This is a genomic window from Klebsiella sp. 141153, from assembly GCF_032601995.1.
GTDB classification, from domain to species: Bacteria; Pseudomonadota; Gammaproteobacteria; order Enterobacterales; family Enterobacteriaceae; genus Klebsiella; species Klebsiella aerogenes.
In genome coordinates, this window is the sequence record NZ_JAQIRJ010000002.1 from 1 (window position 1) to 12,611 (window position 12,611).

9 protein-coding genes are annotated in these 12,611 nt (G+C 54.5%); 3 read left to right on the forward strand and 6 right to left on the reverse strand.

Annotated features, from left to right (window positions below; all coding sequences use genetic code 11):
- Positions 1 to 466: 466 nt before the first annotated feature.
- Genes betA through betI form a run of 3 tightly spaced genes read right to left on the reverse strand, consistent with a single transcriptional unit; the run spans position 467 to position 4,223 of the window.
- Positions 467 to 2,131: a choline dehydrogenase gene (gene betA / locus PGS10_RS03005; protein WP_045392819.1), complete on the reverse strand. Its 1,665-nt coding sequence runs from the start codon at positions 2,129 to 2,131 to the stop codon at positions 467 to 469.
- Positions 2,132 to 2,145: 14 nt separating this feature from the next.
- Positions 2,146 to 3,618, reverse strand: a complete 1,473-nt coding sequence (gene betB, locus PGS10_RS03010) for a betaine-aldehyde dehydrogenase (RefSeq protein WP_047077914.1) — start codon at positions 3,616 to 3,618, stop codon at positions 2,146 to 2,148.
- An 11-nt stretch (positions 3,619 to 3,629) separates the two neighbouring features.
- Complete coding sequence (betI, locus tag PGS10_RS03015) at positions 3,630 to 4,223, reverse strand: transcriptional regulator BetI (RefSeq protein WP_045392822.1); 594 nt, start codon at positions 4,221 to 4,223, stop codon at positions 3,630 to 3,632.
- Positions 4,224 to 4,351: 128 nt separating this feature from the next.
- Here betI and betT point away from each other — a divergent pair, with 128 nt between their 5' ends.
- The 3 genes from betT (at position 4,352) to PGS10_RS03030 (ending at position 9,263) form a co-directional block, all read left to right on the forward strand.
- Positions 4,352 to 6,385, forward strand: a complete 2,034-nt coding sequence (betT, locus tag PGS10_RS03020; RefSeq protein ID WP_015704693.1) for a choline BCCT transporter BetT — start codon at positions 4,352 to 4,354, stop codon at positions 6,383 to 6,385.
- 212 nt (positions 6,386 to 6,597) lie between these two features.
- Positions 6,598 to 8,889, forward strand: a complete 2,292-nt coding sequence (locus PGS10_RS03025) for a type VI secretion system Vgr family protein (protein WP_316422434.1) — start codon at positions 6,598 to 6,600, stop codon at positions 8,887 to 8,889.
- A gap of 8 nt (positions 8,890 to 8,897) precedes the next feature.
- Positions 8,898 to 9,263 carry a hypothetical protein gene (locus PGS10_RS03030; protein WP_047077911.1) on the forward strand — a complete coding sequence of 122 codons (366 nt, stop codon included), beginning with the start codon at positions 8,898 to 8,900 and terminating at the stop codon, positions 9,261 to 9,263.
- A 79-nt stretch (positions 9,264 to 9,342) separates the two neighbouring features.
- Here the strand turns inward: PGS10_RS03030 and PGS10_RS03035 are convergent, their stop codons facing one another.
- The 3 genes from PGS10_RS03035 to PGS10_RS03045 all read right to left on the reverse strand — a co-directional run bounded on the left by PGS10_RS03035 (position 9,343) and on the right by PGS10_RS03045 (position 12,440).
- Positions 9,343 to 10,374, reverse strand: coding sequence for a methionine synthase (locus PGS10_RS03035; RefSeq protein WP_047049395.1), 1,032 nt, complete (start codon positions 10,372 to 10,374; stop codon positions 9,343 to 9,345).
- A gap of 25 nt (positions 10,375 to 10,399) precedes the next feature.
- Complete coding sequence (locus PGS10_RS03040) at positions 10,400 to 11,380, reverse strand: DUF1852 domain-containing protein (protein ID WP_047049391.1); 981 nt, start codon at positions 11,378 to 11,380, stop codon at positions 10,400 to 10,402.
- 274 nt (positions 11,381 to 11,654) lie between these two features.
- Positions 11,655 to 12,440 carry an SDR family oxidoreductase gene (locus PGS10_RS03045; RefSeq protein WP_047077910.1) on the reverse strand — a complete coding sequence of 262 codons (786 nt, stop codon included), beginning with the start codon at positions 12,438 to 12,440 and terminating at the stop codon, positions 11,655 to 11,657.
- Positions 12,441 to 12,611: the final 171 nt, after the last annotated feature.

Consider the following 12,611-nt stretch of genomic DNA (forward strand, 5'->3'; position numbering starts at 1 on the left):
GCGGCTTCAAAATCCCCGGTGGCGCTGTCGCTTACCGGGGCTACAGCGTTGTGCGATTTGGTAGCCCGGATGAGCGTAGCGCAATCCGGGAAGGCCGGGTGGCATATCGCTGACACCGGTGCGGGCGGCTTCAAAATCCCCGGTGGCGCTGTCGCTTACCGGGGCTACAGAGTTGTGCGATTTGGTAGCCCGGATGAGCGCAGCGCAATCCGGGGAGGGCATATCGCTGACACCGGTGCTGGTGGCTTCAAAAACTCCGGTGGCGCAGTCGCTTACCGGGGCTACAGCGCTGTGCGATTTGGTAGCCCGGATGAGCGTAGCGCAATCCGGGAAGGCCGGGTGGCATATTGCTGACACCGGTGCTGGCGGCTTCAAAATCCCCGGTGGCGCTGTCGCTTACCGGGGCTACAGCGCTGTGCGATTTGGTAGCCCGGATTAGCGTAGCGCAATCCGGGGACCTGCTCGTTTAGCGGCGAACCGGCGCGTCGCCGGCGACATAGTAGGCCGCGGTGCTGCGCGGTAACGGCTGACGCCCGCGAATGGCATCGGCCATCTTCTCGCCAATCATGATCGTGGTGGCGTTCAGGTTGCCGGTAATAATCTGCGGCATAATCGACGCATCGACCACCCGTAACCCTTCCAGACCGTGGACGCGGCCTTCTCCGTCGACCACCGCCATGTCGTCGTACCCCATCTTACAGGTGCCGCACGGGTGGAACGCGGTTTCGGCGTGATTACGTACAAACTCATCTAACTCCGCATCGCTCTGGCACTCAACGCCAGGACTGATTTCACGCCCGCGATACTTATCCAGCGCCGGCTGGTTCATGATTTCGCGGGTAATACGGATGGCGTCGCGGAACTCCTGCCAGTCCTGTTCGCTCGACATATAGTTAAACAGGATTGCCGGATGGGCATGCGGGTCGCGCGATTTCAGGCGCACATGGCCGCGGCTTGGTGAACGCATCGAGCCAACGTGGCACTGGAAACCATGCTCTTTAACCGCATTGGAGCCATTGTAGTTAATCGCCACCGGCAGGAAGTGGTACTGAATATTTGGCCAGGCGAATTCCTCGCGGCTGCGGATAAATCCGCCCGCTTCGAATTGATTGCTGGCGCCAATCCCGGTGCCGCCGAACAGCCATTCCGCGCCGATTTTCGGCTGGTTCCACCACTGTAGCGCCGGATACAGCGACACTGGCTCTTTGCACTCGTACTGCAGATACATCTCAAGATGATCCTGCAGATTTTCACCCACGCCGGGCAGGGCGTGGACCAGCGGAATATCAAACTGGCGCAGTAGCTCCGGGTTGCCGACGCCGGAACGCTGCAGAATTTGCGGTGAGGCGATGGCGCCGGCGCACAGCAGCACTTCCTTATTGGCTGTCGCTTTTGACGGCGCGCTGCTATCGCCTTCCAGCCACTCGACGCCGACGGCGCGTTTGCCGTCAAAAATAATGTGATCGGTCATGGCATGGGTGCGGATGGTCAGGTTTGCGCGGCTGCGGGCCTGATCGAGATAGCCGCGGGCGGTGCTGGCGCGACGCCCCTGCGGCGTCACGGTGCGATCCATCGGGCCAAACCCTTCCTGCTGATAACCGTTGAGATCGTCAGTGCGCGGATAGCCCGCCTGCACGCCGGCTTCCACCATCGCATGGAACAGCGGATTATTATTCTGTTTCGGCGTAGCGACGCTCACCGGGCCGTCGCCGCCGTGATAGTCGTTAGGGCCGATATCGCGGGTTTCCGCTTTTCGGTAATAGGGTAGGCAGTCGAGGTAGCTCCAGTGTTCCAGCCCCGGCGCGGCGGCCCAGTTATCAAGGTCCATGGCGTTGCCGCGGATATAACACATGCCGTTAATCAGCGAGGAGCCGCCGAGACCTTTACCGCGTCCGCACTCCATGCGGCGGTGGTTCATATAGGGTTCCGGTTCGGTCTCATAGGCCCAGTTGTAGCGTTTGCCCTGCAGCGGGAAAGCCAGCGCGGCGGGCATCTGGGTGCGGAAATCAAAGCGGTAATCCGGACCGCCCGCTTCCAGCAGCAGGACGGTGGTGTTGGGATCTTCCGTTAAACGCGTCGCGAGGACGTTGCCGGCGGAGCCGGCACCAATAATGATGTAGTCAAACTGCAAAAATGACCTCCTGGTTAAAATATGGATTGAAACTGACCCATCTCAACCTGGATGGATTTCACTTGGGTATAGCTCTGTAGCGTCATCACGCCGTTTTCTCGGCCAATGCCGGAGTGCTTATAGCCGCCGACCGGCATTTCCGCCGGCGATTCGCCCCAGCTGTTGATCCAGCAAATGCCCGCTTCCAGCTGGTGGATGATGCGGTGAGCGCGGTTCAGATCCGGCGTGACGACGCCAGCGGCAAGGCCGTACTCGGTGGCGTTGGCGCGGCGAATCACTTCCGCTTCGTCGTCATAGCTGAGAATCGACATCACCGGTCCGAAGATCTCTTCGCGCACGATAGTCATGTCGTCGGTGCAGTCCGTGAAGACCGTCGGAGCGACCCATGCGCCATTATCGAAGCCTTCGCCTTTGAGCACATCGCCGCCGCACAGCAGGCGAGCGCCTTCGCTTTTGCCGCTCTCGATATAGCGCAGGACATTCTGGCGATGCGGGAAGCTGACCAGCGGGCCGAAGTTGGTATCGTCGGCAAACAGGTCTCCGGCGCGGATACGGCCCACGCGCTCGAGGATCTTGTGCTCAAATTCGGCTTTAAATTTCGTGGGCACAAACACGCGGGTGCCGTTGGTGCAGACCTGACCGGAGCTGTAGAAATTGGCCATCATGGCGATATCGGCGGCGAGGTCGAGGTTGGCATCTTCCGCGATAATCAGCGGTGATTTACCGCCCAGCTCCATGGTCACCTCTTTTAAAGAAGAGGCGGCGGAGTTGGCCATGACTTTTTTGCCGCTGGCGACACCGCCGGTGAAGGAGATTTTGGCGATGTCCGGATGCTCGGTCAGGTACTGGCCGGTTTCGGCGCCGATCCCCGGCAGGACGTTGAAGACCCCTTCCGGCAGACCCGCTTCGCGGTAGATTTCCGCCAGCTTCAGCGCGGTGAGCGGAGTGACTTCGCTTGGTTTAAAGATCATCGCATTACCGGCGGCCAGCGCCGGGGCCGATTTCCACAGCGCTATCTGGATCGGGTAGTTCCAGGCGCCGATACCGGCGACCACGCCAAGCGGTTCACGGCGGGTGTAGACAAAAGCACTGTCGCGCAGCGGGATCTGGCTGCCTTCCAGCGCCGGGATCAATCCGGCGTAGTACTCCAGTACATCGGCGCCGGTCACGATATCGACGGCGGCGGTTTCGCTCAGCGGTTTGCCGGTATCAAGCGTCTCCAGACGCGCCAGCTCATCGTTACGTTCGCGCAGAATATCAACCGCTTTACGCAGGATCCGCGAGCGCGCCATGGCGCTCATCGCCGCCCAGACTTTTTGCCCCTGTTGGGCGCTTTTTACCGCACGGTCGACGTCTTCACGCCCGGCGGCCTGGACGGTTGCCAGCACTTCCCCAGTGGCAGGGTTGATGGTCTCGAAAGTTTTACCGCTGGTGGCGGCGACAAACTTGCCGTGAATATAAAGCTGCTGTTCGGCCATTCGGGACATGGTTTCCTCCATTATTGCGAAGTCGGTGGCAGATACTGCCTGATGAAATGGTCCGCGAGCGCCTCAGCGCGGGCTTTGTCGAGCGGTTTCCCGCTTAACGCCGCCCGCAGCCACAGGCCATCGATCAGCGCCGCCAGGCCGTAGCCCGCTTCCTGCGCCTGCTCGCGCGGCAGCTGACGCTGAAACTCATAAACGATATTCGATAACAAACGCTTACTGCTGACCTGCTGCAGGCGATAGAGCATCGGCTGATGCATGCTGCTGGCCCAGAAGGCGAGCCAGGCCTTCATCGCCGCGCCGCTTATCTGGCTGTCATCAAAGTTGCCGGCGACGATCGCCCGCAGACGGCGTTCGGCGCTGGCGCCGGGCAGCGCCCGCAGCCGCTGTAATACCGCATGACGCAGCTGACCGGTGATGTCGCGCATCGTTGCCTCCAGCAGGCCGTTTTTGTCCTTGAAATAGTGGCTGATGATGCCCGTCGATACGCCCGCCCGGCGGGCGATCTGCGCGATGGTGGCGTCATGCATGCCGACCTCATTAATCGCCGCCAGCGTAGCGTCAATCAGCTGTCGCTGACGTATCGATTGCATCCCCAGTTTTGGCATTTCCCGGACTCCATTCATCAGATTTGTTTATCTATTAAAGCGGTTTTTGATTGGACGTTCAATATAAAATGTGTCTTAATTGTTACCGATTTGCTTTTTAATAGTTGCAATAAATGTAAGGAGAATGGATGACAGACCTTTCGCCGAGCAGAGAAAAGGACAAAATCAATCCGGTGGTTTTTTACACTTCCGCAGGACTGATTTTGTTGTTTTCCCTGATGACTATCTTCTTCAGCGATTTTTCCGCGGCCTGGATTGGCCGTACCCTGAACTGGGTTTCTAAAACCTTCGGCTGGTATTATTTACTCGCCGCCACGCTGTATATCGTGTTCGTCGTCTGTATTGCCTGTTCCCGCTTTGGCTCGGTGAAACTGGGGCCGGAGCACTCGAAGCCGGAGTTTAGCGTGCTGAGCTGGGCGGCGATGCTGTTTGCCGCCGGGATCGGCATCGACCTGATGTTCTTCTCGGTCGCCGAACCGGTCACGCAGTATATGCAGCCGCCGGAAGGGGCGGGGCAGACCATGGAAGCCGCCCGCCAGGCGATGGTGTGGACGCTATTCCACTACGGGCTCACCGGCTGGTCGATGTACGCCCTGATGGGAATGGCGCTGGGATACTTTAGCTATCGTTATAATTTGCCGCTTACCATCCGTTCCGCGCTCTATCCTATCTTCGGGAAAAAGATTAATGGCCCCATCGGCCACAGCGTCGATATCGCCGCGGTGATCGGTACGATTTTCGGTATCGCCACCACCCTCGGTATCGGCGTGGTGCAGCTCAATTATGGCCTGAGCGTGCTGTTCCATATTCCTGATTCATTGGGGGCAAAGGCGGCGCTGATTGTATTGTCGGTGATTATCGCCACCATTTCGGTGACCTCCGGAGTGGATAAGGGCATTCGTATCCTTTCCGAGCTCAACGTGGTACTGGCGCTGGGGCTGATCTTATTCATTCTGTTTATGGGCGATACCGAGTTCCTGCTCAATGCGCTGGTGTTGAACGTCGGGGATTACGTCAATCGCTTTATGGGAATGACGCTGAACAGCTTCGCCTTCGACCGCCCGGTGGAATGGATGAATAACTGGACGTTATTCTTCTGGGCCTGGTGGGTGGCATGGTCGCCGTTTGTCGGCCTGTTCCTGGCGCGTATTTCGCGCGGGCGCACCATTCGCCAGTTTGTGGTAGGTACGCTGATTATTCCGTTCACTTTCACCCTGCTGTGGCTGTCGGTATTCGGCAATAGCGCGCTGTATGAAATTATTCACGGCAATGCGGATTTTGCCGCCGAAGCCATCGCTCACCCGGAGCGCGGTTTCTATAACCTGCTGGCGCAGTATCCGGCGTTTACCTTTAGCGCCTCGGTCGCCACCATTACCGGCCTGCTGTTTTATGTCACCTCAGCGGACTCCGGCGCGCTGGTGCTCGGCAACTTCACTTCGAAGCTGAAGGATATTAATAGCGATGCACCGAACTGGCTGCGCATCTTCTGGTCGGTGGTGATTGGCCTGTTGACCCTCGGTATGCTGATGACTAACGGCATCTCTGCCCTACAGAACGCGACGGTGATCATGGGGCTACCGTTCAGCTTTGTGATTTTCTTCGTGATGGCGGGGTTATATAAGTCATTGAAGGTGGAGGATTATCGCCGTGAAAGCGCCAATCGCGACACTGCGCCGCGCCCGCTTGGCGTGCAGGATCGTCTGAGCTGGAAAAAGCGCCTGTCACGCCTGATGAACTATCCCGGCACGCGCTATACCCGCCAGATGATGGAGACGGTATGCTTCCCGGCGATGGAAGAGGTGGCGCAGGAGCTGAAGCTGCGCGGCGCTTACGTTGAGCTGAAAAGCCTGCCGCCGGAAGAGGGCGATAACCTTGGTCACCTCGATCTGCTGGTGCATATGGGCGACGAACAAAACTTCGTCTACCAGATTTGGCCGCAGCAGTACTCGATTCCCGGTTTTACCTACCGGGCGCGCAGCGGCAAATCGACCTACTACCGTCTTGAGACTTTCCTGCTGGAAGGAAGCCAGGGTAACGACCTGATGGATTACAGCAAAGAGCAGGTGATCACCGATATTCTCGACCAGTACGAGCGGCACCTGAACTTTATTCATCTACACAGGGAAGCGCCGGGGAATAGCGTCACCTTCCCTGGAATGTAAACCCGCTTTTACCAGGGCGTCATGTAATAAATGACGCCCTTTTCTTGCAATCTAATACATTGTCAATTTACAGCTTTAATTATTAAATAGCCATTTAATGTACTATTTGTGCTTAATTAAAATGTTTTATTTGTGTTATTACTGGTTGTCATATAGTCATGGGGGGATATCTACGCTTAAATATCATTATTTGCAAATAATGGAATGAAATAATGAGTCCTCCAGGATTGCTTCCAGGAGCGACAACGATATTTAACCGTATATCTGTTGAGCTTCCGATTGACGGACTTTCTTTCTGGAAATTGTCTGGAGATGCAGCAATTTCAACGCCATTTTCTTTTGAAGCCGTGTTGCTGGCGACGGATGCGCGTATCGATCGTAGCACCTTGCTGGGAGAGTCGGTTACGGTTGCTGTTCCTGTAAAAAACGCGTTAGAACCGCGATATTTTAATGGCAAAGTCACCGGGATTGGCGTGGGGGCGATAGAGCTGTCAGGGAACCGATATGCGGCTTATTCGCTGACGCTTGAATCAGATTTATGGCCGATGCAGCGCGATCGTAATTCGCGCATCTTTCAGGAAAAAACAGTTCCGCAGATTGTGGTCATGCTATTGGCTGAATACCAGGTAAATGTTGAAGATGCGCTGCTGGAACAATATCGTGTCTGGGATTACTGTGTTCAATATCAGGAAAGTAGTTTTGATTTTATCAGCCGCTTAATGGAGCACGAAGGTATTGCTTATTATTTTCGCCACGATCGTGATAAGCATACGCTGGTTCTGGTTGATGCCGCTGAAAGTTATCATTCGATTACTGGTTATGAAGACATTCCCTACCAGTGCACATCATTGCGTGGAAGTACGCCGGCCGAGGGCATTTCACGCTGGGCGATGCAGGATAACGTCACTCCGGGACTATATAGCCTTGATGATTATGATTTTCGTAAACCGAATGCCTGGTTGCTGCAGGCGCGACAAAATCCGCTCTCCCCACGGCCGGGAAAAATTGATGTTTATGACTGGCCTGGCCGCTTTGTGGAGCATGAACAGGGGGCAAACTACGCCCGTCTTCGTCAACAGCGCTGGCAGGTGGAACAGCATAAAATTAACGCTGCCTCGACGGCGCCGGGCATTGTGCCTGGCGCGCGATTTCAATTAAGCAACGCGCCGTTCTTTGGCGACAATGGCGAATATCTTACCATCCAGGCGCATTATGAATTCGAGGAAAATCGTTACGCCAGTGGTGCTGATAATCAGGCCATTCAGCGCATTGATTTTGTCGTGATCCCGTCGTCTACCGTCTTCCGTCCGCCACTGGCGACACCCTGGCCGCGTACCTATGGTCCGCAGACAGCAAGAGTGGTGGGCCCTCGTGCTGAGAGTATCTGGACCGATAAATATGGGCGCGTAAAAGTGAAATTCCACTGGGATCGAGAAGGAAATAACGACGATAGCAGTTCCTGTTGGGTACGCGTATCGAGCGTCTGGGCAGGACAGGGGTTTGGCGGGATACAGATCCCGAGGGTCAATGATGAAGTGATCGTTGACTTTATTAACGGCGATCCCGACCGCCCAATAATTATCGGGCGCGTTTATAACGAATCTAGTTTACCGCCGTGGGCGCTACCGAACGAGGCCACGCGGATGGGGTTTATGACCCGTAGCAAAGATGGGCATAAAGATAATGCGAGCTATCTTTTCTTCGAAGATCGGGCGGGCAGCGAATCGGTTGATTTACACGCTGAAAGAGATATGAATATTTCAGTAGAGAACGATAAAACTGCGGCTATTGATGGCCACTATCTCACAAAAATAGGCAAAACGCAGACCCATGAAGTGATGGATGACGCCGTTTTTACTTATCTGTCCCGGCGTACCACCAGGGTTGAAAAAGCAGAAGAATCCATTTTTAACCAGGGTGAAACCAAGACAATCGCGAAGGGGAAAAAACTGGCCATCACCGACGGCGGCGATTTTTCACAGATTAACGGTGATGTGACGACCACCATTAATGGTACTGCCTGCACGACAATAAACATCGGCGATCGGTACCTGACCCTGGAAGATGGCAGCATGTGGCTGAAGGTTTCCGCGGGAGGACGGCACGTTGAAATCCACGACGGCGATGAATTAATAGTCCGTAGCGGCGGGCGTAAAAATACCATCATCGGCGGATTAACAACAACCGTAGCTGGAGGTTGGGCCCAAAAAGTGACTACCGGTGATATCGAGATATCGACCCCTGATACCATGATATTGCGAGGAGAAAAGAAAATTGACCTCCAGTGCCCGGATTATTTTGAATATAAAGCGGCGGCGATGTCGGTCAAACTTAATGGTACCGCGCTGGCCCTAACAGAAATTAGCGTCAAAGGATTAAAATACGAAACTAATCCCGTGGTGTTTAAGTTTCGCGGCGGCGGGGCGCATTTTGAGATCAATGGTAATAGGCTGGAGTATAATTTATTGTCTTTGCAGACCGCACTATTAACAATCATTACATGAGAAATATAATGGAAAAATATTCAGGGATCATCATTCGTGGGCCCTTCTATGCCTTGATGGCTGCGGTTGTCTTCTGCTTTGCCCGAGGTTTTTTCTTCTACTGGCTGATTAAAAGGGATCCCGTAGCGACTCGCGCTAGTATCGTCTCTTATTATCCTAAAACACCGAACGATCGTGGCGAGGTGAGTATTGTATTAACGTACAGCTTTAGTGCCGGAGGTAAAATTTATAGCAAGGCCAATCAGTTTATGACTATTAATATGGTGGATCTCGATAAGGTTTATGTGGGAAAAGAGGTGCCCGTGATCTACTATCGGGCTAATCCGAAGTACAGTAAGTTAGATTATTATCATCAGGAGTTAAGACAGAGATGATAACCTTGTGGGGATAAATAACAGCAACCGGGTAGACCCGGCTACTATTTTAGTATCAGAGAGTAGAAATCGGTGAATACTATTTCGCCGCCAGCTCCCGGCGAATGATTTCCGCCCCGGCGCTTAGCGCATGCAGCTTACCGCTGGCGACCTGACGCGATAACGGCGCCATGCCGCAGTTGGTTGATGGATAGAGCTTGTCGGCGTCGACGAACTGCAGGGCTTTACGCAGCGTGCTGGCCACCTCTTCTGGCGTCTCAATGGCGTTGGTCGCCACATCGATTGCTCCGACCATCACTTTCTTACCGCGGATGAGCTCCAGCAGGTCCATCGGTACGCGCGAGTTGTGGCACTCCAGCGAAATAATATCGATAGAAGAGGTCTGCAGTTTCGGGAACGCCTCTTCATACTGGCGCCATTCGGAGCCGAGCGTTTTTTTCCAGTCGGTATTGGCCTTAATGCCGTAGCCATAGCAGATATGTACGGCGGTTTCGCATTTCAGCCCTTCAACGGCTTTTTCCAGCGCGGCGATCCCCCATTCATTGACTTCATCAAAGAAGACGTTAAAGGCGGGTTCATCAAACTGAATAATATCTACCCCGGCGGCTTCTAATTCCCGGGCTTCCTGGTTGAGAATTTTGGCAAATTCCCATGCCAGCTTTTCACGGCTTTTATAGTGATCGTCATACAGCGTATCGATCATGGTCATTGGCCCCGGCAGGGCCCATTTAATCGGTTTGTTGGTGAGTTGACGCAGATATTTCGCATCTTCGACAAACACCGGCTGCTGGCGCTCGACGGCGCTGACGACGGTCGGCACGCTGGCGTCATAGCGGTTGCGAATTCTCACCGTTTGCCGTTTCTCAAAATCGACGCCGCTGAGATGTTCAATAAAGGTGGTGACAAAGTGCTGACGCGTCTGCTCGCCATCGCTGACGATATCAATGCCTGCGCGCAGCTGATCGTCGAGCGATAAACGCAGCGCATCGCGTTTGCCCAATACTAACTCTTCATTCTGTAATTTCCACGGCGACCACAGCGTTTCGGGCTGCGCCAGCCAGGTCGGTTTCGGTAAACTGCCTGCGGTGGATGTCGGGAGCAATGTTTTCATACAGGTGACCTTTATTTTTTATGATTTAGAGAGCGTAATGAGCTGACCATTGCTCAAGAATATGCTGGTACGGCTTAATAAACTGTTGTTCGGTAAATTTGCCCTGTTCAATCGCCAGGCGGCTGCGCTCTTCGCGGTCATAGACAATCCGGGTAAACGAATGATCCTGATTATTCAGGTTCGGCTGATAGCACTGCCCGGCCGCGGAGTTGGCGTTGTAAATTTCCGGGCGATAAATCTTCTGGAACGTTTCCATGGTGCTAATGGTACTAGCAAGCTCAAGGTTGCTGTAATCGCTAAGCAGATCCCCCGCGCAGAAGAAGGCCAGCGGCGCTACGCTATTGGCCGGCATAAAGTAACGCACCTGCAGGCCCATCTTATTGAAATAGGCTTCGGTGAGGGCCACGCCATCCTGCTGGTATTCGACGCCGAGAATAGGGTGCTGATTACCGGTCCGGCGGTAAGTATGCTTATTGGATACGCTCAGGCAGATGACCGGCGATTTTTTAAAACATTCATGGTATTCGGCAGAGTGCGTGAAGTGCTTGAAGATATTGCCATGCAGAACGCCATAATCTTCCGGCACGCTGAAGGTTGCCTTGTCTTTATTATATTCCGGCAGTAATACGCTAAAATCATAATCGCGCACATAAGAGGAAAAGTTATTTCCTACAATGCCTTCGCTACGCGTATTGGTGGCTTTATCGATAATATTGGTTTGCAGAATCTCAATCACCGGGAATGCCGCATTCTGGCCGTTAGCGGTAATATTCATCTCGACTGAGATAATATCGAGTTCGACGGAATAACGGTCGCCGTGCGGATTATCCCACTGCACCAGGTTATTAAAGCGATTATCAATCATCGTCAGCGTGTTGCGCAGGTTCTGCTGACGGTTTTCGCCCCGCGCCAGGTTGGCAAAATTGGTGGTAATACGCGTATTTTTCGCCGGGTTATAGTGTTCATCAAAACGACTGCGTTTAATCGTAAAGGTAAAGTCTGTCATCGTCTCTTTCCACCCTGGGTTCTGATATAAAAATGCAGGTATTTCACATTCCCAGAATGACCTTGCGATTTATCTGGATTTATTATTCAGTAGCATTCATATTGTCTGCAGTTGCTGAAGACTATTTTTGCCAGAGTCATTGAGTGAGTGAAAGAGAGTTAATTTCAATACGGCATGAGCCATCTTCATGATCCGTCATGCGCTCTGCGTAGACGTGCAAGAGTGGAATGAAATAGCCCCGGCTTAGGCATCGTTAGCCGGGGCAAGACCGGTTTTACCAGCAGATAAACCCGCCATCGACCACCAGATCCACGCCGGTGCAGAATGAGGCGGCGTCGCTGGCGAGGAATAGCGCCGGGCCGGCCATCTCTTCAACCTTCGCCATGCGCTGCATCGGGGTCTGGCTTTCAAACTCGCGGGTCTGATGCACCATCTCCGGGCGGGTATTCATCGGCGTGGCGGTATAGCCGGGGCTGATGGCGTTGACGCGGATCCCTTTATCAACCCACTCCATGGCCAGGCTTTTCGACAGATGGATAACGCCGGCTTTCGAACAGTTGTAATGCGCCTGATCGAGGCCGCGGTTAACGATAATCCCCGACATCGAGGCGATATTAATAATCGACCCGCCGCCAGACTCCTGCATTAATTCCGCTTCTGCTTTGCAGGAGTTCCAAACGCCGGTGAGGTTGATGTCGATAACCCGCTGCCACTGCTCGCTTTCCATCTCCAGGGCCGGATTGGCGTTGGCGATACCGGCGGCGTTAACGGCGATATCGAGGCGGCCAAAGCGGCTTTTGGCCAGCGCAACGGCGGCGCGCAGGTCGGCAAGCTGGCGGACTTCGCCAGTGTAAGAACAGGCCTGGCCGCCGATGGATTCAATATGGCCGACCGTTTCCGCCAGGCCGCCGTCGTCGCGAAGATCAAAACAGACTACCCGCGCGCCGGCGCTGGCGAGCGCGCATGCGATGGTTTGGCCGATGCCGCTGCCGGCGCCGGTCACGAAAGCGACGCGCTCCTGCAGGTTAAACAGCTGCTGTGCAAAGTCTTTGCCGATCATAGTGATTACTCTCTTCAGTATAGTGTCGAACGTCGGGGTCCCGGTTTCCCGGATGGCGGCGCGTAGCGCCTTATCCGGGCTACCCTTCGGCGGTATTACGTAGCCCCGGTAAGCAAAGCGCCACCGGGGGCCGTCCCGGAGTGGTGGCGCCAATGCGGGATGCCTTATTCG

Coding starts and splice junctions, on each gene's coding strand:
- betI (WP_045392822.1), bottom strand. CDS start 4,223: ATGCCAAAACTGGGGATGCAATCGATACGTCAGCGACAGCTGATTGAC.
- PGS10_RS03025 (WP_316422434.1), top strand. CDS start 6,598: ATGAGTCCTCCAGGATTGCTTCCAGGAGCGACAACGATATTTAACCGT.
- PGS10_RS03035 (WP_047049395.1), bottom strand. CDS start 10,374: ATGAAAACATTGCTCCCGACATCCACCGCAGGCAGTTTACCGAAACCG.
- PGS10_RS03030 (WP_047077911.1), top strand. CDS start 8,898: ATGGAAAAATATTCAGGGATCATCATTCGTGGGCCCTTCTATGCCTTG.
- PGS10_RS03040 (WP_047049391.1), bottom strand. CDS start 11,380: ATGACAGACTTTACCTTTACGATTAAACGCAGTCGTTTTGATGAACAC.
- betB (WP_047077914.1), bottom strand. CDS start 3,618: ATGTCCCGAATGGCCGAACAGCAGCTTTATATTCACGGCAAGTTTGTC.
- PGS10_RS03045 (WP_047077910.1), bottom strand. CDS start 12,440: ATGATCGGCAAAGACTTTGCACAGCAGCTGTTTAACCTGCAGGAGCGC.
- betT (WP_015704693.1), top strand. CDS start 4,352: ATGACAGACCTTTCGCCGAGCAGAGAAAAGGACAAAATCAATCCGGTG.